Here is a 23,791-nt window from a genome sequence, read left to right on the forward strand (position 1 = left end):
GGCAATGTCAGAGCTGACCCTCACGGTCATGCGGCTGGGTTTTCTGGCCGTTCTGTGGCTGTTCGTGATCGTGGCCGTGCAGGTCATCCGCAGCGACCTGTTCGGTACGCGTGTCACGCAGCGCGGATCGCGCCGCGAGGCCGGCCGGCAGCAGCAGGCCGCCGCACGCCAGGCGCCGCCGCAGCAGCGCCAGCAGTCCGCCGGCGGACGGCGCGGCCGTAACGCCCCCACCAAGCTCGTCGTGACCGAGGGCACCCTCACCGGCACGACGGTCGCCCTCCAGGGCCAGACCATCAGCCTGGGCCGGGCGCACGACTCGACGATCGTGCTGGACGACGACTACGCGTCCAGCCGTCATGCCAGGATCTATCCGGACCGCGACGGCCAGTGGATCGTCGAGGACCTCGGCTCCACCAACGGCACGTACCTGGACCGGAACCGGCTGACGACTCCCACACCGATTGCGCTGGGCGCGCCGATCCGCATCGGCAAGACCGTCATCGAGCTGCGGAAGTAGTGCTACACCAATGAATGAGCGCGAGCGGAGCGAGCACGCGGTGGCGGGCCTCCCGGGCCCCCGCGCGCTCCCGACCGGAGGGTGGGCAGTGTGGCTCGACACGACCGGCTGTACCCGGAGCCGACGGGCGAGGTGCGCATGAGTCTGTCACTGCGCTTCGCCGCCGGATCGCACAAGGGGATGATCCGGGAGGGCAACGAGGACTCCGGTTACGCCGGCCCGCGCCTGCTCGCCATCGCCGACGGCATGGGCGGCGCCGCGGCCGGTGAGGTCGCCTCCTCCGAGGCGATCTCCACCATCGTCGCGCTCGACGACGACGTCCCCGGCTCCGACGTCCTCACCTCGCTCGGCACGGCCGTACAGCGCGCCAACGACCAGCTGCGCTCCATGGTCGAGGAGGACCCCCAGCTCGAGGGCATGGGGACCACCCTGACCGCCCTGCTCTGGACGGGCCAGCGCCTCGGCCTCGTGCACGTCGGCGACTCCCGCGCCTACCTCCTGCGCGACGGCGTGCTGACGCAGATCACGCAGGACCACACCTGGGTGCAGCGCCTGGTCGACGAGGGCCGCATCACCGAGGAAGAGGCGACGACCCACCCGCAGCGCTCGCTGCTGATGCGCGCGCTCGGCTCCGGCGACCACGTCGAGCCCGACCTCTCCATCCGCGAGGTCCGCGCCGGCGACCGCTATCTGATCTGCTCCGACGGCCTGTCCGGCGTGGTGTCCCACCAGACCCTGGAGGACACCCTCGCCAGCTACCAGGGCCCCCAGGAGACCGTCCAGAACCTGATCGAGCTGGCGCTGCGCGGCGGCGGCCCGGACAACATCACCGTGATCGTCGCGGACGTCCTCGACCTGGACACCGGCGACACCCTCGCGGGCCAGCTCTCCGACACCCCGGTCGTGGTCGGCGCCGTCGCCGAGAACCAGCACCAGCTGCACGACAACGGCATCATGCAGACCCCCGCCGGCCGCGCCTCCGGCCTCGGCCGCCAAGGGCACGGGCACGGCGGCGGAGGGGAGTTCGGCCCGCCCGGCTCCGGCGACACCACCGGCTACATCCCGGCGACCGGCCTGGACTACGGCGACGACGACTTCGTCAAGCCCCGCCGCAAGGGCCGCTGGCTGAAGAGATCCTTCTACGGCGCCCTCGCGCTGGCCGTCATCGGCGGCGGTCTGTACGGCGGCTGGCGCTGGACGCAGACGCAGTACTACGTCGGCGCCGAGGACGAGCACGTCGCGCTGTACCGGGGCATCAGCCAGGATCTGGCCTGGGTGTCGCTGTCGGAGGTCGAGAAGGACCACCCCGAGATCGAACTCAAGTACCTGCCGCCCTACCAGCAGAAGCTGGTCAAGGCGACCATCGCCGAGGGCGGGCTGAAGAACGCCCAGTCCAAGATCCAGGAACTGTCGGTGCAGGCCTCCGCGTGCAAGAAGGAAGCCCAGCGGCGCGACGCCGAGACCCGGAGCAACGCCAAGACCGGCGAAGGCGAGGCCGGGGGCACCACGGGAACCACTCCCGCCTCCTTCACGTCCAAGGCCACACCGACGCCGAACCCGTCGAACCCGTCGGGATCGCCGTCGGCGCCTGAGAAGTCCACGCCCCCGTCCACGACCGCACCTACTCCCAGCCCCGGCCCCAGCCTCTCGGAGGAAGAGCAGAAGGTCGTCTCGCTGTGCGGTAAGCAGTAGGCAAGCCGTGAGAGGCCCTGTCACACGATGAGCAGTACGAATACGTCGAACTCGCCGACGCACCACACGTCCACGATCGGCGCGATCGGTGCGCCGAGCCGGCGCAACACCGAGCTCGCGCTGCTGGTGTTCGCCGTCGTCATCCCGGTCTTCGCCTACGCCAACGTCGGGCTGGCCCTCAATGACTCGGTCCCGCCGGGCCTGCTGAGCTACGGCCTCGGCCTCGGTCTGCTCGCGGGCGTCGGTCATCTCGTGGTGCGGAAGTTCGCGCCGTACGCGGACCCGCTGATGATGCCGCTGGCCACCTTGCTGAACGGGCTCGGTCTGGTCGCCATCTGGCGGCTCGACCAGTCGAAGCGACTCAGCAATTACGCCGATGCAGCACCGCGCCAGCTGTTGTACTCAGCGATGGGCGTCGCCCTGCTGGTGGTCGTGCTGATCTTCCTCAAGGACCACCGCGTCCTGCAGCGCTACACCTACATCTCCATGGCCGGTGCGCTGTTCCTGCTGGTCCTGCCGCTCGTGCCCGGCCTCGGCGCGAACGTCTACGGCGCCAAGATCTGGATCAAGATCCCCGGCCTCGGCACGCTCCAGCCCGGTGAGTTCGCGAAGATCGCCCTCGCGGTCTTCTTCGCCGGCTATCTCATGGTCAAACGGGACGCCCTAGCCCTGGCCAGCCGCCGCTTCATGGGCCTGTACCTGCCGCGTGGCCGCGACCTGGGTCCGATCCTGGTCGTCTGGGTGATGTCGATCCTCATCCTGGTCTTCGAGACCGACCTCGGTACGTCCCTGCTGTTCTTCGGGATGTTCGTCATCATGCTGTACGTCGCCACCGAGCGGACCAGCTGGATCGTCTTCGGTCTGCTGATGTCCGCGGTCGGCGCCGTCGGTGTGGCGAGCTTCGAGCCGCACATCCAGACCCGTGTGCAGGCCTGGCTCGACCCGATGCGCGAGTTCGAGCTCAGCCGGGCCGGCGTCCAGGACGGCATCGTCCACTCCGAGCAGGCCATGCAGGCCCTGTGGGCCTTCGGCTCCGGCGGCACCCTCGGCACCGGCCTCGGGCAGGGCAACTCCGACCTCATCGGCTTCGCCGCCAACTCCGACTTCATCCTCGCGACCTTCGGCGAGGAGCTGGGCCTGGCGGGCGTCATGGCGATCCTGCTGATCTACGGCCTGATCATCGAGCGGGGCGTGCGCACCTCGCTCGCGGCCCGCGACCCGTTCGGCAAGCTGCTGGCCATCGGCCTGTCCGGTGCCTTCGGTCTCCAGGTCTTCGTCGTGGCCGGCGGTGTGATGGGCCTCATCCCGCTGACCGGTATGACGCTGCCGTTCGTCGCCTACGGCGGATCCTCCGTGATCGCCAACTGGGCCCTGATCGGCATCCTGCTGCGCATCAGCGACACCGCACGCCGCCCGGCCCCCGCCCCGGCAAGCAACCCCGACGCCGAGATGACCCAGGTGGTCCGCCCGTCATGAACAAGCCCCTGCGCCGGATCGCGATCTTCTGCGGTCTCCTCGTCCTGGCCCTGCTGATCCGCGACAACTGGATCCAGTACGTCAAGGCCGACGAGCTCCGCACCGACAAGCAGAACCGCCGGGTCATCATCGAGCGGTACGCCTCGCCGCGCGGCGACATCATCGTCGACGGCCAGCCGATCACCGGCTCCAAGGAAACATCGGGCAGCGACTTCAAGTTCAAGCGCACCTACAAGGACGGCGCGATGTGGGCGCCGGTCACCGGCTACGCCTCGCAGGCCTTCGGTGCCACGCAGCTGGAGAACCTCGAGGACGGCATCCTCACCGGCAACGACGACCGGCTCTTCTTCCGCAACACGCTCGACATGCTCACGGGCAAGAAGCAAGAGGGCGGCAACGTCGTCACCACGCTGAACGGCGCCGCGCAGAAGGCCGCGTACAACGGTCTGAAGAAGCAGGGCGCCAAGGGCGCGGTGGTGGCTCTGGAGCCGTCCACCGGCAAGATCCTGGCGCTGTCCTCCTACCCGTCGTACGACCCGTCGACCTTCGCGGGGAACTCCACGACCACGGACACCAAGGCGTGGCAGAAGCTGGAGAAGAAGAACAACCCCGACGACCCGACGCTCAACCGGGCGCTGCGCGAGACCTACCCGCCGGGTTCCACCTTCAAGGTGCTCACCGCGGCCGCCGCACTGGAGGACGGGCTGTACTCGGAGGCGGACCAGAAGACGGAGACGCCGCTGCCGTGGACCATGCCGGGGACCACGACTCCGCTGAAGAACGAGGGCAACATCCCCTGCAAGAACGCGACCCTGCGGGTGGCGCTGCAGTACTCCTGCAACACCGTCTTCGGCAAGATCGGCTCCGACCTCGGCAACGAGAAGATGCTGGCGATGGCCAAGAAGTTCGGCTTCACCGAGGAGCAGTTCACCCCGGTCCGCGCCAACGCCTCGGTCTTCGGTGACGACATGAACCCGTCGGAGACGGCGCTGTCGTCGATCGGCCAGTTCAACACCGCCTCGACCCCGCTGCAGATGGCCATGGTCGCCTCGGCCGTCGCCAACGACGGCAAGCTGATGAAGCCGTACATGGTCGACGAGCTCCAGGCCCGCAGCGTCGACACCATCGAGAAGACCGAGCCGGAAGAGCTCAGCCAGCCGATGTCCTCGGAGAACGCCCAGATCCTCCAGTCGATGATGGAGACCGTCGTCGACAAGGGCACCGGCGCCAACGCCAAGATCGACGGCGTCAAGGTCGGCGGCAAGACCGGTACCGCCCAGCACGGTGTCGACAACAGCGAGAACCCCTACGCGTGGTTCATCTCCTACGCCAAGGACAGCGACGGCGGCGCACCGGTGGCCGTGGCGGTCGTGATCGAGGACGACAACGCCGTCCGTGACGACATCTCCGGCGGCGGCCTCGCGGCGCCGATCGCGAGGAACGTGATGGAGGCGGTCATCAAGAGCAAGAAGTGACCCCGCTCACGTCTGCTTCACATCGGTGCACGTTGCGATACCGGTCCTGTATCGGCTGACGGGCTTGGCCAGGTCACACAAAGCGAGCCGGGTACGGTAGGCCCGGACGGCAGCCTCCGACCGTACAAGATTTCCGGTCGGGACCGACGGAGAGGGCTGGTAGGTAGCTATGGAAGAGCCGCGTCGCCTCGGCGGCCGGTACGAACTGGGCCAGGTGCTCGGGCGTGGTGGCATGGCGGAGGTCTACCTCGCGCATGACACCCGCCTCGGCCGCACCGTGGCGGTGAAGACGCTGCGCGCGGATCTCGCGCGTGACCCTTCCTTCCAGGCCCGGTTCCGCCGGGAGGCCCAGTCGGCCGCCTCGCTCAACCATCCCGCGATCGTCGCGGTCTACGACACGGGCGAGGACTACATCGACAACGTGTCGATCCCGTACATCGTCATGGAGTACGTGGACGGCTCGACGCTCCGTGAGCTGCTGCATTCCGGCCGCAAGCTGCTGCCGGAGCGGACGCTGGAGATGACCATCGGCATCCTCCAGGCCCTGGAGTACTCACACAGAGCCGGCATCGTCCACCGCGACATCAAGCCGGCCAACGTCATGCTGACGCGCAACGGCCAGGTCAAGGTCATGGACTTCGGCATCGCCCGCGCCATGGGCGACTCCGGCATGACGATGACCCAGACCTCGGCCGTCATCGGCACCGCCCAGTACCTCTCCCCGGAGCAGGCGAAGGGCGAGCAGGTCGACGCGCGGTCGGACCTCTACTCGACCGGCTGTCTGCTGTACGAGCTGCTGACGGTCCGTCCGCCGTTCGTGGGCGACTCCCCGGTCGCCGTCGCGTACCAGCACGTGCGGGAAGAGCCCCAGTCCCCGTCGGTCTTCGATCCCGAGATCACGCCCGAGATGGACGCGATCGTGCTGAAGGCCCTCGTCAAGGACCCCGACTACCGCTATCAGTCGGCCGACGAGATGCGCGCCGACATCGAGGCCTGCCTCGACGGCCAGCCGGTCGCGGCCACCGCCGCGATGGGCTCGGTGGGCTACGGCGGCTACCCCGACGACCAGCCGACGACGGCCCTGCGCGCGGACGCCGGCGCGGGCGCCACGTCCATGATGCCCCCCGTGGGCCCGGACGACGGCTTCGGCTACGACGACCGCCCCGACCGGCGCCGCGGGCAGCAGCGCAAGTCCAACACCTCGACGATCCTGCTGGTGGCGGCGGGCATCCTGGTGCTGGTGGGCGCGATCCTGATCGGCCGGTGGGCGTTCAGCGGCAACGGGGTCGGCAACGAATCGGTCGACACCCCGAACTTCGTCGGCGAAACGGTGGACGACGCCAGGAGACTGGCGAAGAACAGCGACCTCAAGCTGACCACCACCAACAAGCCCTGCGAGGAGCAGAGCAAGGGCAAGGTGTGCGAACAGGACCCGACGGCCGGGACGAAGGTCAAGAAGAACGACACCATCACCCTGACCGTGTCGACCGGGGCGCCGAAGGTGGCCGTGCCGAGTGTCGTCGGCAAGATCATCGACGACGCCAGGGCGACGCTGGAGGACGACAAGTACAAGTTCAAGGTCGAGACGAAGCCGCAGGAGTCCCCTGAGGACCCCGGCACCGTCCTCGAGCAGAGCCCGGATCTGGGCAAGGAGGTGGAGAAGGGATCCACGATCACCCTCACCATCGCCAAGGCGGAGGCGAAGTCCACCGTCCCGGATGTTCTCGGCCAGAGCTGTGACCAGGCCAAGGCGCAGATGACGGCCAACGACCTGGTCGGCAACTGCACCGAGGTCGACACCCAGGACGACAACCAGGTCGGCAAGGTCATCCAGACCACACCGCAGTCCGGTTCCTCCGTCGACAAGAACTCGTCGGTCAACATCCAGATCGGCAAGAAGGAACAGCAGAAGGCGCGCGTGCCCCAGGTCGTCGGCCAGACGGTCGGCCAGGCCAAGCAGGCGCTGGCGGCGGCCGGCTTCACGAACATCCAGTTCGCGAACGGCAGCGACCAGAGCGACACCGCCCTCGTCGCCGGCCAGGACCCCCAGGGCAACCAGGAGGTCGACGACCCGGCGGCCACGACGGTCACCCTGCAGACCGTCGGCGTCGGAGGCGGCAACAACGGCGGCAACGGCAACGGCGGCATCTTCGGAGGCCTCAACGGCCGCAACGAGGACGACTGACCGCACCGCGTACGACAGGCGCCCCGGCACCCTCGGTGCCGGGGCGCCTGTCTGTCCCCTGGGTTATGATCACGCCATGATCGCGTCTTGAACGCGACATGACCAATGGGGGTAATCATCAAGAAGCACATCGTGGCCGCCCTGGGGGCTGCCTGCGCCCTGACCTTCCTCGCCTCGGGGACGGCGAACGCCGGGACCAACAGCGGCTTCGTCGAGACGACGGACTGGGACCCGGGCGGCAGGGGCGCTTTCGGTCATGACGGGGACTGCCTGACCGTCTACGACGAGCAGAGCGACGGCTACGCCGTCGAGATCCACCTCTTCAGGATGAGCGACTACAAGACGATCGCCCAGCTGAAGACGAAGCAGCCCGCCCTGACGCACGAGTACCAGTGCTTCGGGAGCAAGGTGCCCGAGAACATCAAGGTCGGCGTGCGCGTCTCGCTCATCAAGAGCGGCGACAAGTTCAGCGGCTTCAAGCACAACCTCACCACCTGAACCACGGTGGTGTGACGAGCGGTTGAAGGGGGCTTGCCCGCAGGTCATGCGGGCAGGCTCCCTTCGTCTCGGGCCTGCTACGCCGAGCGTCGGGCGAAGGAGCGGGCCTTGCCGCGCCGCTCGGGGTCGAAGGCGTCCGTCGCCCCCGCTCCCTGGTCCCCGGGCCCTTGCTGCCAGCCGACGATCTTCCGGGCGACGCCCTTCAGCCGCGGATGCCCCGGCTTGACGCCGATCTCGAAGTGGGACTCCTTCGCCGGCGTGAGGTCACCGCCCCAGACGACGACACCGTCGAGTTCGGCGAGGATGTCCCGGACCACGATGAGTTCGTTCGGGTACAGACCGTTCTTCGCGCCGAGCGGGTACGACAGCGGCCGGATGGCGATCGCCGTGCCGGAGAGGTGGTTCGACTCGTACTCCGCCTCGATCCGGCGCTCGCCCACCCATCCGTGGACATCGCCGTCCCGCAGCCGGTCGATCTCGTAGTGGAACCGGCGTGCCACATGCAGCAGGACCACGGCGGCGTCACCGCCGGCGAGTCTGACCTCCTGGTCGCTGCCCTCGACGGTGAACGACTCCGCCTCCTTCAGCAGCGGCCAGCCGTTGCCGCTGGTGTCCTTCGTCCAGGAACCGGCCTCGGCCGCCGCGACGGCCGCTCCGGCGGGCAGGAGCGAGCCCAGGGCCGCCGCACCCGCCACACCGATGGTGGCACCGGCAAAGCGACGCCTCGTCAGGTCACCCATCTTCATCTGTCTCTCCTAGGTCTCAGAGCAGTCACCACCGCGGCGGCGAGGCACAGCACGCCGATCGCCGCCAGCAGGGCGAAGAACACAAGGGCCGGGTTGACCCAGGCGGGAACAAGGTCGAAGTTCTCGTTGCACTTGCTGGACAGCGGGAACCAACGGTTGAACTCCTGCGCGTGCGCTTCCCGGTAGGCGTCGTCGTAGCTGACGCCGTGCCCGTGGACACAGGCCTCCTCGACGTCCAGGCCCCCGGAGAGGATCCCGGTCAGATAGGCGACCGCGAATCCGCCGACACCGGTCGACACGCAGGCCGCGCCCAGGGTCAGCCAGGTCCCGGGCCGGCCCCACCGGCGCGCGCGGACGGCCCGGACACCGCTGCGGCCACCGGCGACCGCGCCGAGGCACAGCACACCGACCACGGCCGCCACGACGATGCCGGTGGCGCCCAGGAGGAACAGCAGCGCGACGCCCATCACGGCCAGCCCGGCCAGAAAGGCGAAGCGTTCCGGCCGGAGAGACTTGTTCCAGTCGGTCATGACTCAGTCCACGAATCCCTGCTAGAAGGTCTGAAGCCTGTCGAAACCACCCCGGAGGCCATCATGTGCTCCGCGCCCGGGCAATAGCCGGTGTGGGGTCCTTGAAGCTCCGCCCGACCGACATGCCGTTGGAGTCGCAATGATCGGCGAAGCCCGCCGGGACATCGAAACGCGCGTCAGGCCGGCGGCCGTCCCACCGTGAGGAAGAGGCGCATCGCGGCGTCCCGCACCGGGGCGCCCCGGCGGCGGGTGTGCACCGCGCGATTCATCAACCGGGCGGCACGGGCCTGCCGCTGGGTGGGACGGCGGCGGGCCGCGTCGTAGGCGGCGAGGGCGTCCTCGACGCGGGACCGGGACGCCGTTCACGGGCCAGGGTGACACCGTGGATCAGTCGCCCCGGAGCCCGGGATCCACCTGGTGCTGGGCGCACTGCTCCTGCGCCAGGGTGCCGTTTCGGGTTCGTCTCGCAGACTCGTACGCCCATCGATCGTGTCTTCACATTTCATGACTCGTTCACCGGGTGGGGTGGGGAATCGAAACGCCGCCCCGGCCACACGAGCCGGAGGGCAAGACATGATCAACGAAACCGCGCTGCTGGAATCGCCGACTCTGCGCTGCAGTGTGCTCGACCGCACGGACGTACTCGACAGAGTCAACACACTGACCCTGCTGCCGGACGGGATGCATGTGACGACGGCGATGGTGGCAACGTACTTCGAGGTCGGTCTCGAAGCCATCAAGTCACTCGTCAAGGACCACCGAACCGAGCTGGAGGCCAACGGTTACCGTCTGCTGACCGGCGAAGAACTGAGGTCCTTCAAGAACCTCAGTGGAATCCAGTCCCGCACCCGGTCCCTCGCCCTCTTCTCCCGACGCGCCGTCCTCAACGTCGCCATGCTGCTCCGTGACAGCGAAGTCGCACGTCAGGTACGTGTGTATCTCCTCGACATGGAGTACCTCGCACGCACACAGCCTGTGGAAAACCCTGTCCCGGCCGACGTCGGATCCCTCGACGACCGGATCGACCAGCGCATCACCCACATCCTGGGCAGGACAGTCGTTCCCATGTTCAACGCCCTGATCGAAACGTCGGGCGAGCACCGGCGAGAGCTCATCGCCCTACGGGCAGGCGTCCAGCGCATCGAGAAGCGACTGCAGCAGCACAACGCGAGGCTGCAGCGGCTGGAAGGCCCACGAGAAGACCGCCCCCTCGCCGGAGTCATGGCCGCCATGGACGCCATGAACGGACGCGAGTTCGAAGAGCACGTCGCCGAGCTGCTGCGCCGCGACGGCTGCACCGACGTCGTCGTCCAAGGCGGCGCGAGGGACCGGGGCATCGACATCACCGCCCTCACAGCCTCCGGGCGGCGCATCGTCGTCCAGTGCAAGAGGTTCGCTCCGCACCTCTCCATCACCAGCCCCGACGTCCAGAAGTTCGCCGGGGCCGCCAAAGTCCTGCACGAATCCGACGTGGCCCTCTTCGTGGCGACATGCCCCTTCACCCGCGACGCCCGGAACATCGCAGCCGAGAGCGGCATCACCGTGGTGCACCGCGGACTGCTGGAGGAGTGGAGCGCCGGTGCGCCGCTGAACGGTCTGGAGTAGCAATCGGACCACGGCACAAAGGCCCGAAGCCGCAAGGAAAGTTTGCGGCAGTCAGCCCAGTTCCTTCGGCGGCGTCCGGTCCGCGTCGACCTTCTCGACCCGCTCCAGCTCACCCCACACGACGTAGCGATACGTGCTCGTGTACACCGGCGTGCAGGTCGTCAGGGTGATGTAGTGGCCCGGCTTCTTCTTCCCCGACTCCTTCGGGACCTCGGACAGGACCTTGACGTTGTACTTCGAGGTCTCGGGAAGGATGCCGTAGACCTTGTAGACGTACCACTTGTCCTTCGTCTCGAAGACGATCGGGTCGCCCTTCTCGATCTTGTCGATCTTGTGGAACTTGGCGCCGTGGCCGTCGCGGTGAGCCGCGAGGGAGAAGTTGCCGGTCTTGCCCGACATCGGCAGGGCCGACTTGACCGGGTCGGTGTAGTAGCCGGCGACACCGTCGTTGAGGATCTTGTTCGACGTGCCTTTCTCGACCAGCACCTCACCACCGCTCATCGCGGGCACGTGCAGGAAGCCGATGCCGTTCTTGGTGTCCAGCACACCGGGGCCGCCCCGGCCGTGGGCCCAGTTGTCACGGACCTTGTCGGCCTGCTTGCCGGCCGCGCGGTCGGCGACGACGTTCGTCCACCACAGCGAGTACGCGACGAACAGGCCGAGGACCAGGCCCGCGGTGATGAGGAGTTCCCCGAAGACACTGACCGCTATGGCGATCGGGCCGGGCCGACGGCGTGCCGCGGCCCGCCGTGGCGCGGGCGCGCCGATGTGCTCTTCGTGGTCCGTGTCGGTGGTCGCTGCCACTGGTCATCTGCCCTTAACTGACGAGCGCATCCGGCTTGCCCTTGCTGCGCGGCCGTTCCTCGACCATCTTGCCCCAGACGATCATCCGGTACTTGCTGGTGAACTCCGGCGTGCACGTGGTCAGCGTGATGTAGCGGCCGGGCTCGGTGAAGCCGGACCCGGTGGGGACGGGCTTCAGGACGCTCGTGTTGCTCGGCGGGGTCACCGGCAGGATCGACGCCATCTTGTAGACGAAGTACTCGTCCTGCGTCTCCACGACGATCGGATCGCCCGGCGCGAGCTTGTTGATGTACCGGAACGGTTCTCCATGAGTGTTGCGGTGGCCCGCGAGCCCGAAGTTGCCGGTCTTGTCGCCCGGCATCGCGGTCTTCAGCGCGCCGTCCGCGTAGTGGCCGACCATGCCCCGGTCCAGGACACCCTTGTTGCTGGTGCCCTCGGCGATCGGCACGACCACGTCCAGCTTGGGGATGTGCAGGATGGCGAAACCCTGCCCCGGCTCGAAGGCCCCCGGGTTGCGCTTGCCGTTCGCCCAGTCGTCCTGGAGGCTGCTCGCCTCCCGGCCGGCCTGGGCGTGCGCCCGCACATTCGTCCACCAGAGCTGATAGGTGACGAACAGCAGCATCAGCACGCCGGTCGTGATGAACACCTCGCCGATCGCCCGGCTGGCGACGACCGCGGCGCCCGGCTTGCGCGCCTTCGCCTGCCGCCGCGCCTCGACCCGCGACAGCGGCGCCCGCCGCCCCTCCCGGGCCGGCTCCTCCTGAGCGGAGCGGGTGTCCGGAGCGCCGCCATGGCGCCCATGACGGCGTTTGGCGGCCTTTCTGCGGGCCGCCCGGCCGCCAGGGGCCGCTCCGGCCCCGCGCGGGCCCGAGGAGCCCGGAGAGCCCGTCAGGGAGTCATCGGCCGCGGGCGGCGGATCCGGTATCCGCAGCGCCACCGTCTCGTCGTCGACGGGAGGCAGGTACGGCTCCTCGGGAAGAGGCTCGTACGACGCCGGGTACGGATCGGGCTCCTGCTCCGGCACATACGGCTCTGACATGTACGGATCTGACATGTACGGCTGTTGCTGCGGGTTCGGCTGCTGCTGCGGTGGTGGCTGCGGGGAAGCGCCGTACGCCCCTGAGCCCGACCAGTCCTCGAACGCACCCTGCGCCCCGTACGACTGCTGCCCGTACGAGGTGTCGGACTCGCGCTCGGGGCGCAGCGCCGTCACGCCGTGGCCCTGCCCACCACCGGGGCGAGCCCGGCCGACCTCGCCACCGCGCCCTGGTCGCCGCACTCCACCAGCCAGTTGGCCAGCATCCGGTGCCCGTGCTCGGTCAGCACCGACTCGGGGTGGAACTGCACACCCTCGACCTTCAGTTCGCGGTGCCTGAGGCCCATCACTATGCCGTCGTGGGTCCGGGCCGTGACCTCCAGCTCGGCCGGGACCGTCGCGGGCTCGGCGGCCAGCGAGTGGTAGCGCGTCGCCGTGAAGGGCGAGGGCAGACCCGCGAAGACACCCTTGCCCGCGTGCTCCACCGGCGAGGTCTTGCCGTGCAGCAGCTCGGGCGCGCGGTCCACGACACCGCCGTAGGCCACCTGCATCGACTGCATGCCGAGGCAGACGCCGAAGACCGGGACACCCGTGGCGGCGCAGTGCCGGACCATGTCGACGCAGACGCCCGCCTGCTCCGGAGTGCCGGGGCCCGGGGAGAGCAGGACACCGTCGAAGCCGTCCTGGGCGTGCGCCGTCGACACCTCGTCGTTGCGCAGGACCTCGCACTCGGCGCCCAGCTGGTACAGGTACTGGACCAGGTTGAAGACGAAGCTGTCGTAGTTGTCGACGACGAGAATGCGCGCGCTCACTGGTTGTCCACCGTCACATCGTTGAAGGGCAGCAGCGGTTCCGCCCACGGGAAGACGAACTGGAAGAGGACGTAGACCACGGCCACGACCAGGGCGAGTGAGATCAGCGCCTTCACCCACGTGTTCCCCGGCAGATGCCGCCAGACCCAGCCGTACATGCCGTCCCTTCCGTCGTACCACGGCACCAGACCCACGCCGTACAGCCACCAGACTAACGGCGCAACGCCTCGGGTTTCCCGGCCTCCACAGGCTGGGTGGAGTCCAGGTGCGCCCAGACGATCAACCGATGACTGTGACCCCATTCCGGTTCGCACGTCGTCAGCGTCAGGTACCGGCCCGGACGCGTGTACCCGGAAGTACGTGGAACAGGGTCGATCACCTCGATGTCCGAGGGCACTGTTTTGTACGGGCCTTTGTCGATCCGATACGTGAACCATGTCGTGCCGTCGGTCAGCACCACCGCATCGCCGCGCCGCAGCCTGGGAAAGTCCTTGAAGGGGTCGCCGTAGGTGCGGCGGTGGCCGGCGACCGCGAAGTTCCCCTTCTGCCCCAGCCGGGCGGTGTCCGCGTAGTGCCCGAGGCCCTTCTTCAAGGTGCCGGTGGTGGTGCCTTCGAGCACGGGCTTGTTCCACGTGAAACCAAGACGCGGGATGTGCATGATCGCGAAGGGCCTGCCCTGGGCGTAGGGCCCGGGCTTCTGCGGGCCCGCGGCGGTGCCGTCGGCCGGCGGACGGGGCTTCGACCACTCCTGCTCGAGCAGCTCGATCTGGTCGTCCATGACATGGTCGGCCTTCACACCGGTCCAGAACAGCACATAGACGACGAACAGCACGATCACGCTGCCGACGGTGACGCAGAGTTCGCTGACGGTCCTGACGATCACGCGCACCGGCGGCTCCCCCCGGCCTGGCTACTGCTCCACGGGCTTCGCGTAATGCAGATCCACTGTGCCCGAGTAGCCGGGAAGAGTCACCGGCCCGTTCTCCTCGACTTTCCAGCCGAGCCCGTAGACGTTGACGTAGACCATGTAGTTCTGGATCGCCGGGGACGCCGCGAGCGTCCGCTGCAGCTTGTCCGGGTCCCCGACCGCCGTGATCTTGTACGGCGGTGAGTAGACGCGGCCCTGGAGGATCAGGGTGTTTCCGACGCAGCGCACCGCGCTGGTGGAGATCAGCCGCTGGTCCATGACCTTGATGCCCTTGGCCCCGCCCTGCCACAGCGCGTTCACCACGGCCTGGAGGTCCTGCTGGTGGATGACCAGAAAGTCGGGCTGCGGCTCGGGGTAGCCGGGGAGCTTGGCGGTGGCGTCCGGCGGGGCGTCATTGAGGGTGACCGTCAACGAGTCGCCCTTGAGCTTCTGGGTGCCCGCGCGCTGCTCCAGGGCGGCGAGCTTGAGGTCCTCCGCCTTGGAGCTGCCGTCGTCCCGCTCGGCGAGCGCCTCTATCTCCTGGCGCAGGGTTCCGTTGGTCTCGTCCAGCTCGCCGTTCTCCCGGCTGCGCTCATGGATGAGGTCGGACAGTTTCAGCAGGGAGCTGTCCGTACGGATGTTGGTGCCCTTGGCGGTGTTGAAGCTGGTGAAGAAGATCAGACCCGCGAGAGCGAAGACGGCCGCCGTGAGAATGCGCACGGGCCGGAAGCGGCGCGCGCGCTCAGGGGTGGATCCCGTCCCGGGGGAGTCGGCAGAATTGCTCAACGTACCCTTATCTCCTTCGGCGCCACGGAAGCACTACGCTAACGGACGACCGGGGGAGCACTCAGAGTCCCCTTACGCTGCCCCGAGCCAGACCCAGATCCCTGCGCGGCCACGCAGCGCATCGACAGGAGAGACCCTCGTGCCGAAGTCACGTATCCGCAAGAAGGCCGACTACACGCCGCCGCCGGCGAAGCAGGCAACGGCGATCAAGCTGACCAACCGTTCCTGGGTCGCGCCCGTCATGCTGGCCATGTTCCTCATCGGCCTGGCCTGGATCGTCGTCTTCTACGTCACCGACGGCTCGCTGCCCATCGACTCCCTGGGCAACTGGAACATCGTGGTCGGCTTCGGCTTCATCGCCGCCGGATTCGGCGTCTCCACACAGTGGAAGTAGCACTCGCCGGACGCTGAACCCAGCTCTGCCCAGGGCTGTTCGCTGAGTTATCCACAGCGGTTATCCACAGGTGGAAAAGAAAGACGATCTGTGGATAACTCGTTGAGTGTTGACGCCGGTACGACGGAAGTACCGCAGCTCGAAAACCTGTTCGCCCCCTGCCTGACCTGCGGAAACGCAGGTCAGTGACAGGGGGCACATGTGTTCCCGCACCGCATGCACAAGATTCGCCACCCGCTGTGGACAACATCACGCTCAGCTGAGCTGGGCGGTCCTCAGAACGGTCAGCAGGACTACCACACCGAGGACCAGCGCACAGGTGCCGTACTGCACCAGCGCGCGGTGCGCACGGGGGGCGTGGACCATGGCGTATCCGAGGACGACACCGGCGACGAGACCGCCGATGTGGGCCTGCCAGGAGATGTTGAAGCCCGGGCTGAAGGTGAAGATCAGGTTGATCGCCAGCAGCGCGATGATCGGCCGCATGTCGTAGTTGAGCCGGCGCATCAGCACCGCCGTGGCGCCGAAGAGGCCGAAGATCGCGCCCGAGGCGCCCAGCGTGGCCGTGTTCGGAGAGGCCAGCAGATAGGCCAGGGCACTGCCCGCGAGACCCGAGACCATGTAGAGCGCGAAGTAGCGGACACGGCCGAGGGCCGCTTCGAGGGGGCCGCCGAGCCACCACAGGCTGAGCATGTTGAACGCGATGTGCCAGATCTCCTGGTGCGTGAACATCGAGGTCACCATGCGGTACCACTCGCCTCCCGCCACGCCCTGGGTGGGCATGAAGGGCGCCGGCGGCCAGGCGCCGAGCAGGACGATGTCGGTGAGGATCGACTCGCGGACCTGGACGGCGATGAACACCGCCAGGTTGATACCGATGAGGATCTTGGTCAGCAGCCGGGGGTCGGAGGCAATGGTGCCGCCCGCGATCGTCCGGGGCATGGCGGCCGTGGGCGCGTGCCCTGTGCCGGAGCCGGTGCGGACGCACTCGGGGCAGTGGAATCCGACGGAGGCGTTGATCATGCACTCGGGGCAGATCGGGCGCTCGCAGCGGGTGCAGCGGATGCCGGTCTCGCGGTCCGGGTGGCGGTAGCACATGGGGACGCTGTGGGCGTCCTGCGGGCTGCCCGCAGCCTGGTCGTCCATGAGATCCCCTAGGTCGTGAAAGCCGTCGTGGGCAAGGCCGTGGTGGACAAAGCCCCGCCCCGCCCATCCTTACGGATGAGCGGGGCGATTGGTTCCCCTGTGGGGGCCTTCGTGCTCAGCGGGTCTCGATGACGACCGACTCGATGACCACGTCGTTGAGCGGGCGGTCGGTGCGCGGGTTCGTCTGGATCGTGGCGATGGTGTCCACGACCTTCTGGCTCGCCGCGTCGGTGACCTCGCCGAAGATGGTGTGCTTGCGGTTCAGCCACGCCGTCGGGGAGACGGTGACGAAGAACTGCGAGCCGTTGGTGCCCGGGCCGGCGTTGGCCATCGCCAGCAGGTAGGGCTTGTCGAAGCGCAGGTCCGGGTGGAACTCGTCCTCGAACTGGTAACCGGGACCGCCGGTGCCGTTGCCCAGCGGGTCACCGCCCTGGATCATGAAGCCACTGATCACCCGGTGGAAGACCGTACCGTCGTAGAGCCTGTCCGTGGACTTCTTCCCGGTCTCGGGGTGCGTCCACTCCCGCTCGCCCTGGGCGAGCTCGACGAAGTTCTTGACCGTCTTGGGGGCGTGGTTCGGCAGAAGCCGGACTTCGATGTCGCCGTGGTTGGTCTTCAGGGTGGCGTAGAGCTGCTCAGCCACGATCCTGCCTTCCGTTGTCTTTCCGTGACTCCCTGATCCTCGCATGGACGGGGCTCCACGTCGCCTGACCTCCGTTCGCCGGGGGGAAACCGGGCGGTTCGGTTGCGGAAACCAGTCGAGTAGTCCCGGGGCGGGGGCACGGGGCAGCGATCCGTGGCATTGTCGACGACAAGCTCCTGTTGCCCCCGATTCATCCGCTATTGCACGTGATCGGCTGACGACCCGAGATGGCCCGGGGCCGATTCCCGTGACCCGGATGCGCGTCCGCGCATGCCTGGCGGCGCACCCGGAGGCATGATCCGTAAAAGGGTGGAAAGTCGAAATACCGTACGCCACCGAGGAGGAGGAACCCGTGACCCGCATCGACAGCGTGCGCGCCGCGACCGGTTCGGCGAAGGACAGCGTGCTGCACGCCGCGGAAGTGGTGGCGCCCTACGCCGACACGGCCAAGGACAGGGCAACGCACTACGCACACGAGGCACGCGTACGGCTGGCGCCCAAGGTGACCCAGGCCGCCGGACAGGCACGCGTTCAGTACGGCGCCCATGTGCAGCCGTATCTGGAGCAGGCCCGTACGCATGTGCCGCCGAAGGTCGACCAGGCCGCCCACGAAGCCGCCGTCCGTACGCGCAAGGCCGCAAAGCAGGCGGCGGACTACTCCCGGCCGAGGCTTGAGCAGGCGATGGCCGCGGCCGGACCCGTCACGACCGAGGCAGCCGCCCGGAGTGTGGCCGCCATGGCCGCGCTGCGCGGTCAGGTCTCGGCCAAGGAGATCCAGAAGCTGGTCCGCAAGCAGGAACGGCGGGCGAGGGCCGGCCGTGCCCTGAAGACACTGGCGATTCTGGGCGCCCTCGCCGGGGGTGCCTTCGCCGCCTGGAAGTGGTGGGACAAGCAGGCCAACCCGGACTGGCTGGTGGAACCGCCCGCCGCGACCGAGGTGCCCGAGTCGGGTCGGCTGTCCTCCGTGGACGGCAGCGGCCAGTCGGTCCTGGACCCGGAGGTCGAGGCCAAGCAGGCCGAGGAAGAGGCCGCTCAGCGCGACGACCGTTCCTGACGGCCGCCGGGGCAACAGCACGGCGGGGCGGGAGACTCAAGGGCTGACCTTGCGAGTCTCCCGCCCCGCCGTGCTGTTTCACGTGAAACAAGCCCAGGCTCAGACCTTGCGCACCTTCCACACCACCTCCGCCGGCCACCTCTCCGCCCAGTTCCGGTCGAGGGCTTCCTTGAAGTAGGTGGCGCCGCCGACCGGGGCCAGGGGTTCCACCAGTCGTTCGATGGAGAATCCGCAGTCCCGGAACATGTCGATCCACTGGGCGTAGGTGGAGTGGAAGACAACCACATCACCGCCGTACTTCATCCGGGCGTCGCCGTAGGGGTTGGCGAGGCGCTCGCCCACCGTGCCGCTCCGGTTGTCGAAGCACATCTGCAGCAGCGGGGAGTAGGTGCACAGGCCTAGGACGCCGCCGGGGCGGAGCACGCGGTGGGCTTCCTGGAGCAGGCGGTGGGGCGGGGAGAAGTCGAACGCGCCATGGTCGCAGAAGGCCGCGTCGAAGACTCCGGAACGGAACGGCAGGCGCTCCGCGGCGGCTTGGACGAAGCCCGCGGCCCCTTCGCCGAGGGCGCGCGAGAGCTGGCCGGAGGAGAGTTCGACTCCGTAGGCCTCGTATCCGGCGCGGGCGAATCCGGTGGTGTCGTGCCCGATGCCGCAGCCCAGGTCGATGATCCGGGAGCCGGCCGGGAGGTCGTCGGTGAAGATCTTGAGGTCGCTCTCCGGGAGGTGCCAGATCCCCCAGGACGGATGCCGTTCGGCGTCGAAGTGCTCGGGGTGGGCATCGTGGTACAGCTCGCTGTTGGAGTCCCAGTACTGCTCGTTGACCTTGAGGTAATTGATCTTTGCCATCGCCCGTCCTCAGTCTTGCGGGGGTTCGCACACCGACAGGTCGGCCCAGCCGGACGGCGGGCTGACGTAGTTCTTCACGCGCAGCCGGGCGGCCGACCTGAGCCGTCCGAAGAGGCAGATCTCGCCGGTCTCGCTCAGCACCCGCTCGGCCCGGGCGCAGTGGGCGAGCCGGTCCTGGAGGTCGTCCGCGGCGAGGGCCCGGTGCACGGTGTCCTTGAACGCGGACGCGGGTCCGCCGGGGAGCTGCTCCGCCGGACGGCGGGTGAAGGGGAGCAGGAGGGCGACCGGGTCGGGCCAGGGCGAGGCCATCAGCACGAGACGGAAGTCTTCGCGGTACGTGGTGTGCAGCTCGGTGAGATAGGCCCGGTAGTCGATGGCCTCGGGCCGGAGGGTGAGTCCGGTGTTCTCGCCGATCTGCTCGGCCAGGATGCGGGCCGTCTCCCGGTTCGGTGAGAAGTCCGGGAAGACCAGACGGACGGGAGTGCGCCCGGCCGCCGGGAACAGTTCGTGTGCCGCGCGGGCCGGTGCGACGCTCCGGTGCGGGTCCCACAGTCCGGTGAAGGAGTCGAGCGGGCTGAGGGCTCCGTGCAGTCCCCGGGACAGATCCCGGCGGTCGAGGGCGGCCGCGACGGCCCGCTTGTGCTTCGCGGTCATGCCGCTCGGTGGCAGCAGGGCGACGGCGATGTCGAGGTCGTCGACCTGGAGGTCCGGGTAGTCGGCGCGCTGGGCCCATCGGGGCACGGGGAAGGTCGTCGGGCAGGTGATGTCGACGGCTCTTCGGTCGTAGAGGTCCTGCCCGTGCTCGGCGCCGGAGGACAGCACGTAGGTGACATCGGGCCAGGGGCCGGTCGCCCGCAGGCGGATTTCGCCGGGTGGTCCTTCGGCCAGTGTGTAGGCGCCGCTGGTGACGGCCGGGTCGGGGTGCCGGGGGCCGAAGACGGGGTTGGCCAGGAGGGCGGGCAGATCGCCGACGGGGTGGCGGGTGGTCAGCAGCAGCCGGTCGGGGTCGAGGGGCTGGATGCGCTCGATGAGCGACACGAGCCAGGCGAAGGGGCCGGCCTGCTTGGCGACTCCCGCGATGTGCCGGGCGATGTCGCGGGCGTGGATCGGCCGGCCGTCGGACCAGCCCGCACCGGGCCGCAGTGCGAAGTCCCAGCGTTTCTCGTCCAGCCGCAGCGCCTTGTGCAGCAGGCCCGGCCGCAGGGTGCGGTCGGGGCCTTCCACGAAGAGCGGGCGGGCGAGTTGGCGCGTGATCGTCAGGCCGGTCCAGTCGTCGGCCGCGCCGTAGAGGCCCGACGGAATCAGGTCCGTTTCCACTCGGATCGGCTTGGACATGCCGCTTCCCCTTTGGCGCGATACTGCTGCGTTTTTGGCGCGAACCGTGCCGCTAGGGCGAGGTACAGCCGCTCAAATCCTTGACCACGGCATGCCGAGCGACCGCTTATTGAGCCTGGGCGATGATATGACCGGTTTCGAAGTCAATGATTTTCCGCACGTCGTATTCGACGAGTTCGGTGATGCCCGCGAGGTGATGAATGATCGCGGCGGCCATCCAGGCACCGATGATGGTGTTGTTGGGGCCGAAGGAATAGCGCGTGCTCCGAAGATTCCCGGCGTCATTCTCCGGCGCGATGTCGGCGCGTACCGGAAAGGCGAGCTGCCCGGGGGTGACCGTTGATCGGCCAGGGGCGAAGAGCGGACCGTAGAAGCCCCGCTGCATGCCCACACCGCCGAATATCGACGGCGTATTCCGAGCCCAGGCGGATTCGGCCACCGCATCGGAGATACTGCCGATCGGCTGGTCGATGCAGACGGCGATGACATCCACGTCCGCGTGTGCTTCCAGGACTTCGCCGATTTCCTCGGGTGATCGGACGAACCGGTCGACGAGCGAGACGTCGGCGTCCGGCACCCGTTCATGGATATAGCCGCGGGCCGCCTCCAGTTTGGGTTCGCCCACGGCCGCCCTGGGGAAGGTGAACTGCCGGTTCAGATTGTTCAGCTGCACCTTGTCGGCGTCGACGAGGACGAAGCGTCCGACGCCGGCTCCGATGAGGTGCTGGAGGATCACGCTGCCGGTGCCGCCGACGCCCATGACCATGACCTTGGCGCCACAGAGACGGCGTTGTGCCTCGTCAGGGCGGTAGGTGTGCAGGGCCAGATGCCCCCACTGCCGGGCATGGACGCTGTCGTCGCCCGCGGGGCCCGAGGGCGACTCGATGAGAAGGCCGCGTTTCCGCAGGGCTTCGACAAGGCCCGCGCATGCGGAATCGCCGCGCGTCAGCGCTTCGAGTGCCTCGTTCTCACAGCCGCCCTCAAGGGTTTCCAGCAGCCGGCTGACCGTGCCCTTGCTGTCATCGAGAACGTATTTCTTCTTCTCACCCTGGAACGTCACCGTGCCGTCGGCCGATTCCAGTTGCCAGGCCGGGTTCAGCCATACACGCATAGCGCGCGAACACATCCTCGGGGCAGAAAGCGGATACCACTCAGGGATGCACGGAGCGGGGTGCGGCTCCGTTTTACCGAAGCCGCACCCCCGCTCACACTGTCAACAGCGGTGGACCATCACCTGAGCGGCGTCGGCCACGTCCATCTCCTCGATGAAGAAGATGTCATCCTGCTCCTGCGAGGCAACCTGAATTGCGGACTCAGCAACGTTCTCGTTCACTGTCGCTCCTCATGTGCAGCGGAACTGAATTGCTCTGACGTCAGGAAGCTTCACCATTCCGACAGCCGCTTGTCAAGCATCTCTCAGCCGGATTTATTTTTCACCGCAAAGCATGCTCAACGTTAGCAACACGGACATTTCTTCCCCTTGTGTTCGAGGTGCTGGCCAGGCAGGATCCGTGAAACGCGTGAACGCCTTTGACGCCGCGCAACAGGGGGATTGAAGAGCCACCGGTGCGGGGTAGTGGACCCCTTGGGCGGACCACCTAAAACCGGAGCATTAAATTCCGCACCGCACGCCGCGCATCTTCCAAAGCGAGAGAACGAAGCTCAGAATCATGGGATTCCTTGAATTCAACAGTGTCCGCTGCAATCTCGCCGACGGGCGAACACTGTTCGAAGACGTCAGCTTCTCCGTGGGGGCAGGGGAGGTCGCGGCGCTGATCGGCCACAACGGCGCGGGGAAGAGCACCCTGGTCAACGTCGCGGGCAAGCGCCTCAAGCCGCGTGCGGGCACCGTCCATGTGCAGGGCGGCCTGGCGATGATGCCGCAGTTCATCGGTTCGGTGCGCGACGAGTCGACCGTGCGCGATCTGCTGCTGGCCGCCGCCCCCGAGCGCATCGCCGCGGCCGCGGCGGACATCGACGCCCTCGAACTCGAGCTGATGGAACGCGACGACGAGGCCACGCAGATGCGGTACGCCGAGGCGCTGAGCACCTGGGGCGAGGCCGGCGGCTACGAGATCGAAGTGCTGTGGGACGTGGTGACCACCGCGGCGCTCGGCATGCCCTTCGACCGCGCCCGCTTCCGCGACGTCAACACCCTCTCCGGCGGCGAGCAGAAGCGCCTCGTCCTGGAGGCGCTGCTGCGCGGGCGCGAGCAGGTGCTCATCCTCGACGAGCCGGACAACTACCTGGACGTCCCGGGCAAGCGCTGGCTGGAGGAGCAGCTGCGCACCACCGACAAAGCCGTGCTGCTGGTCAGCCACGACCGGGCCCTGCTGGGCAACGTCGCCACGAAGGTCGTCGCCCTCGAAGGCCGCAGCACCTGGGTGCACGGCGGCTCCTTCACCGGCTGGAAGGAAGCCCGCCAGGCACGGCGCGAACGCCTGGCCGAGCTGCACCGAAGGTGGGACGAGGAGCACGAGCGGCTCAAGGACCTGGTGCACACCCTCGGCGAACAGGCCAAGATCAGCGCCGCCATGGCACCCCGCTACCGCGCCGCCCAGACCCGGCTGCGCAAGTACGAGGAGGCCGGCCGCCCGCCCGAGCTGCCCCGCGAGCAGCGCGTGGTCCCCCGGCTGACGGGCGGCCGTACCGGAACCCGCGTCATCACCTGTGAGCGGCTGGAACTGACCGGGCTCATGAAACCGTTCGACCTGGAGATCTACCTGGGAGACCGGGTCGCGGTGCTGGGGTCGAACGGCTCCGGCAAGAGCCACCTGCTGAAGCTGCTGGCCGGCCTCGACGTGGACCACTCCGGCTCCTGGCGGCTGGGCGCCCGGGTCGTACCCGGCTTCTTCACCCAGACCCACCAACACCCCGAGTGGGTGGGCAGGACCCTCGTGGAGATCATGGGCCGCGGCGAGGGCATCCGCGAGGGCCTGGACCGCGGGGCCGCCGCGGGCATGCTCTCCCGGTACGAACTGGCGGCCGCCGCGGACCAGCGCTTCGAGACGCTCTCCGGAGGACAGCAGGCCCGCTTCCAGATCCTGCTCCTGGAGCTCGGCGGCGCGACGCTGCTCCTGCTCGACGAACCGACGGACAACCTCGACCTGGTCTCGGCCGAGGCGCTGCAGCAGGCCATCGAGGAGTTCAACGGCACGGTCGTCGTGGTCACCCACGACCGCTGGCTCGCGAGCTCCTTCAACCGCTACCTCCTCTTCCGCTCCGACGGCGAGGTGGCGCAGACGCAGGAACCGGTGTGGGACGAGAACCGGGTGACCAGGGCCCGCTGACCCCTTGGCGTGGC

General features: G+C 68.2%; 23 protein-coding genes. 10 read left to right on the forward strand and 13 right to left on the reverse strand.

Features of this window, described 5'->3' with window-relative positions:
- The first annotated feature begins 4 nt into the window (after positions 1–4).
- The 6 genes from NNW99_RS18615 to NNW99_RS18640 all read left to right on the forward strand — a co-directional run bounded on the left by NNW99_RS18615 (position 5) and on the right by NNW99_RS18640 (position 7,843).
- On the forward strand, positions 5–517 hold the full coding sequence (locus tag NNW99_RS18615) for an FHA domain-containing protein (protein ID WP_215120271.1): 513 nt from the start codon (positions 5–7) through the stop codon (positions 515–517).
- A 138-nt stretch (positions 518–655) separates the two neighbouring features.
- On the forward strand, positions 656–2,209 hold the full coding sequence (locus NNW99_RS18620; protein ID WP_215124345.1) for a Stp1/IreP family PP2C-type Ser/Thr phosphatase: 1,554 nt from the start codon (positions 656–658) through the stop codon (positions 2,207–2,209).
- 27 nt (positions 2,210–2,236) lie between these two features.
- Positions 2,237–3,685, forward strand: a complete 1,449-nt coding sequence (locus NNW99_RS18625) for an FtsW/RodA/SpoVE family cell cycle protein (protein WP_215120272.1) — start codon at positions 2,237–2,239, stop codon at positions 3,683–3,685.
- Complete coding sequence (locus NNW99_RS18630; protein ID WP_215120273.1) at positions 3,682–5,160, forward strand: penicillin-binding protein 2; 1,479 nt, start codon at positions 3,682–3,684, stop codon at positions 5,158–5,160. Before NNW99_RS18625 ends, NNW99_RS18630 begins: the two co-directional genes overlap by 4 nt.
- A gap of 169 nt (positions 5,161–5,329) precedes the next feature.
- Positions 5,330–7,345 carry a Stk1 family PASTA domain-containing Ser/Thr kinase gene (gene pknB, locus NNW99_RS18635; protein ID WP_215120274.1) on the forward strand — a complete coding sequence of 672 codons (2,016 nt, stop codon included), beginning with the start codon at positions 5,330–5,332 and terminating at the stop codon, positions 7,343–7,345.
- A gap of 105 nt (positions 7,346–7,450) precedes the next feature.
- Entirely contained in the window at positions 7,451–7,843 is a 393-nt protein-coding gene (locus NNW99_RS18640) for a hypothetical protein (protein WP_215120275.1), read from the forward strand.
- A 77-nt stretch (positions 7,844–7,920) separates the two neighbouring features.
- Here NNW99_RS18640 and NNW99_RS18645 read toward each other — a convergent pair whose 3' ends face one another.
- On the reverse strand, positions 7,921–8,583 hold the full coding sequence (locus NNW99_RS18645) for a hypothetical protein (protein ID WP_215124346.1): 663 nt from the start codon (positions 8,581–8,583) through the stop codon (positions 7,921–7,923).
- A 2-nt stretch (positions 8,584–8,585) separates the two neighbouring features.
- A complete protein-coding gene (locus NNW99_RS18650) occupies positions 8,586–9,119 on the reverse strand; it encodes a hypothetical protein (RefSeq protein ID WP_215120276.1) in 534 nt (177 codons plus the stop codon).
- Between the two features lie 573 nt (positions 9,120–9,692).
- Between NNW99_RS18650 and NNW99_RS18655 the strand changes: the two genes are divergently transcribed.
- Positions 9,693–10,724, forward strand: coding sequence for a restriction endonuclease (locus tag NNW99_RS18655; protein ID WP_215120277.1), 1,032 nt, complete (start codon positions 9,693–9,695; stop codon positions 10,722–10,724).
- Between the two features lie 51 nt (positions 10,725–10,775).
- On the opposite strand, the gene NNW99_RS18660 is transcribed toward NNW99_RS18655, so the two are convergent.
- The 6 genes from NNW99_RS18660 to NNW99_RS18685 are packed head-to-tail and all read right to left on the reverse strand — an operon-like array spanning position 10,776 to position 15,069.
- Positions 10,776–11,528: a class E sortase gene (locus tag NNW99_RS18660; protein ID WP_215120278.1), complete on the reverse strand. Its 753-nt coding sequence runs from the start codon at positions 11,526–11,528 to the stop codon at positions 10,776–10,778.
- Positions 11,529–11,541: 13 nt separating this feature from the next.
- Positions 11,542–12,741 carry a class E sortase gene (locus tag NNW99_RS18665; RefSeq protein WP_215120279.1) on the reverse strand — a complete coding sequence of 400 codons (1,200 nt, stop codon included), beginning with the start codon at positions 12,739–12,741 and terminating at the stop codon, positions 11,542–11,544.
- Positions 12,738–13,376, reverse strand: coding sequence for an aminodeoxychorismate/anthranilate synthase component II (locus tag NNW99_RS18670; protein WP_215120280.1), 639 nt, complete (start codon positions 13,374–13,376; stop codon positions 12,738–12,740). The genes NNW99_RS18665 and NNW99_RS18670 overlap by 4 nt, the downstream gene beginning before the upstream one ends.
- Positions 13,373–13,570 carry a hypothetical protein gene (locus tag NNW99_RS18675; protein ID WP_189727378.1) on the reverse strand — a complete coding sequence of 66 codons (198 nt, stop codon included), beginning with the start codon at positions 13,568–13,570 and terminating at the stop codon, positions 13,373–13,375. Before NNW99_RS18675 ends, NNW99_RS18670 begins: the two co-directional genes overlap by 4 nt.
- A gap of 17 nt (positions 13,571–13,587) precedes the next feature.
- Positions 13,588–14,265: a class E sortase gene (locus tag NNW99_RS18680; RefSeq protein WP_215120281.1), complete on the reverse strand. Its 678-nt coding sequence runs from the start codon at positions 14,263–14,265 to the stop codon at positions 13,588–13,590.
- Positions 14,266–14,286: 21 nt separating this feature from the next.
- Positions 14,287–15,069, reverse strand: coding sequence for a DUF881 domain-containing protein (locus NNW99_RS18685; protein WP_215120282.1), 783 nt, complete (start codon positions 15,067–15,069; stop codon positions 14,287–14,289).
- Between the two features lie 139 nt (positions 15,070–15,208).
- Between NNW99_RS18685 and crgA the strand changes: the two genes are divergently transcribed.
- Complete coding sequence (crgA, locus tag NNW99_RS18690; RefSeq protein ID WP_215120283.1) at positions 15,209–15,463, forward strand: cell division protein CrgA; 255 nt, start codon at positions 15,209–15,211, stop codon at positions 15,461–15,463.
- Positions 15,464–15,718: 255 nt separating this feature from the next.
- Here crgA and NNW99_RS18695 read toward each other — a convergent pair whose 3' ends face one another.
- Positions 15,719–16,609 (reverse strand): rhomboid family intramembrane serine protease, encoded by an 891-nt coding sequence (locus NNW99_RS18695; RefSeq protein ID WP_215120284.1) that lies wholly within the window; start codon positions 16,607–16,609, stop codon positions 15,719–15,721.
- A 115-nt stretch (positions 16,610–16,724) separates the two neighbouring features.
- The gene (locus NNW99_RS18700) at positions 16,725–17,252 is read right to left on the reverse strand and encodes a peptidylprolyl isomerase (RefSeq protein WP_215120285.1); all 528 of its coding nucleotides are present in this window, start codon (positions 17,250–17,252) and stop codon (positions 16,725–16,727) included.
- A 352-nt stretch (positions 17,253–17,604) separates the two neighbouring features.
- On the opposite strand from NNW99_RS18700, the gene NNW99_RS18705 reads away from it, so the two are divergent.
- Entirely contained in the window at positions 17,605–18,306 is a 702-nt protein-coding gene (locus NNW99_RS18705) for a DUF5324 family protein (protein ID WP_215120286.1), read from the forward strand.
- 99 nt (positions 18,307–18,405) lie between these two features.
- On the opposite strand, the gene NNW99_RS18710 is transcribed toward NNW99_RS18705, so the two are convergent.
- From NNW99_RS18710 to NNW99_RS18720, 3 genes are all read right to left on the reverse strand, one after another.
- Positions 18,406–19,152, reverse strand: a complete 747-nt coding sequence (locus tag NNW99_RS18710) for a class I SAM-dependent methyltransferase (RefSeq protein ID WP_215120287.1) — start codon at positions 19,150–19,152, stop codon at positions 18,406–18,408.
- A gap of 9 nt (positions 19,153–19,161) precedes the next feature.
- On the reverse strand, positions 19,162–20,487 hold the full coding sequence (locus NNW99_RS18715) for an ABC transporter substrate-binding protein (RefSeq protein WP_215120288.1): 1,326 nt from the start codon (positions 20,485–20,487) through the stop codon (positions 19,162–19,164).
- A gap of 106 nt (positions 20,488–20,593) precedes the next feature.
- On the reverse strand, positions 20,594–21,598 hold the full coding sequence (locus NNW99_RS18720; RefSeq protein ID WP_215120289.1) for a ThiF family adenylyltransferase: 1,005 nt from the start codon (positions 21,596–21,598) through the stop codon (positions 20,594–20,596).
- Between the two features lie 559 nt (positions 21,599–22,157).
- On the opposite strand from NNW99_RS18720, the gene NNW99_RS18725 reads away from it, so the two are divergent.
- The gene (locus tag NNW99_RS18725) at positions 22,158–23,777 is read left to right on the forward strand and encodes an ABC-F family ATP-binding cassette domain-containing protein (protein WP_215120290.1); all 1,620 of its coding nucleotides are present in this window, start codon (positions 22,158–22,160) and stop codon (positions 23,775–23,777) included.
- Positions 23,778–23,791: the final 14 nt, after the last annotated feature.

The organism is Streptomyces sp. CRCS-T-1 (assembly GCF_024442335.1).
GTDB lineage: Bacteria > Actinomycetota > Actinomycetes > Streptomycetales > Streptomycetaceae > Streptomyces > Streptomyces koelreuteriae.

What these genes read in the sequence shown, in the direction of transcription:
- NNW99_RS18615 (WP_215120271.1), top strand. Translation starts at nt 5, where the DNA reads ATGTCAGAGCTGACCCTCACGGTCATGCGGCTGGGTTTTCTGGCCGTT.
- NNW99_RS18620 (WP_215124345.1), top strand. Translation starts at nt 656, where the DNA reads ATGAGTCTGTCACTGCGCTTCGCCGCCGGATCGCACAAGGGGATGATC.
- NNW99_RS18625 (WP_215120272.1), top strand. Translation starts at nt 2,237, where the DNA reads ATGAGCAGTACGAATACGTCGAACTCGCCGACGCACCACACGTCCACG.
- NNW99_RS18630 (WP_215120273.1), top strand. Translation starts at nt 3,682, where the DNA reads ATGAACAAGCCCCTGCGCCGGATCGCGATCTTCTGCGGTCTCCTCGTC.
- pknB (WP_215120274.1), top strand. Translation starts at nt 5,330, where the DNA reads ATGGAAGAGCCGCGTCGCCTCGGCGGCCGGTACGAACTGGGCCAGGTG.
- NNW99_RS18640 (WP_215120275.1), top strand. Translation starts at nt 7,451, where the DNA reads ATGGGGGTAATCATCAAGAAGCACATCGTGGCCGCCCTGGGGGCTGCC.
- NNW99_RS18645 (WP_215124346.1), bottom strand. Translation starts at nt 8,583, where the DNA reads ATGGGTGACCTGACGAGGCGTCGCTTTGCCGGTGCCACCATCGGTGTG.
- NNW99_RS18650 (WP_215120276.1), bottom strand. Translation starts at nt 9,119, where the DNA reads ATGACCGACTGGAACAAGTCTCTCCGGCCGGAACGCTTCGCCTTTCTG.
- NNW99_RS18655 (WP_215120277.1), top strand. Translation starts at nt 9,693, where the DNA reads ATGATCAACGAAACCGCGCTGCTGGAATCGCCGACTCTGCGCTGCAGT.
- NNW99_RS18695 (WP_215120284.1), bottom strand. Translation starts at nt 16,609, where the DNA reads ATGGACGACCAGGCTGCGGGCAGCCCGCAGGACGCCCACAGCGTCCCC.
- NNW99_RS18710 (WP_215120287.1), bottom strand. Translation starts at nt 19,152, where the DNA reads ATGGCAAAGATCAATTACCTCAAGGTCAACGAGCAGTACTGGGACTCC.
- NNW99_RS18715 (WP_215120288.1), bottom strand. Translation starts at nt 20,487, where the DNA reads ATGTCCAAGCCGATCCGAGTGGAAACGGACCTGATTCCGTCGGGCCTC.
- NNW99_RS18720 (WP_215120289.1), bottom strand. Translation starts at nt 21,598, where the DNA reads ATGCGTGTATGGCTGAACCCGGCCTGGCAACTGGAATCGGCCGACGGC.
- NNW99_RS18725 (WP_215120290.1), top strand. Translation starts at nt 22,158, where the DNA reads ATGGGATTCCTTGAATTCAACAGTGTCCGCTGCAATCTCGCCGACGGG.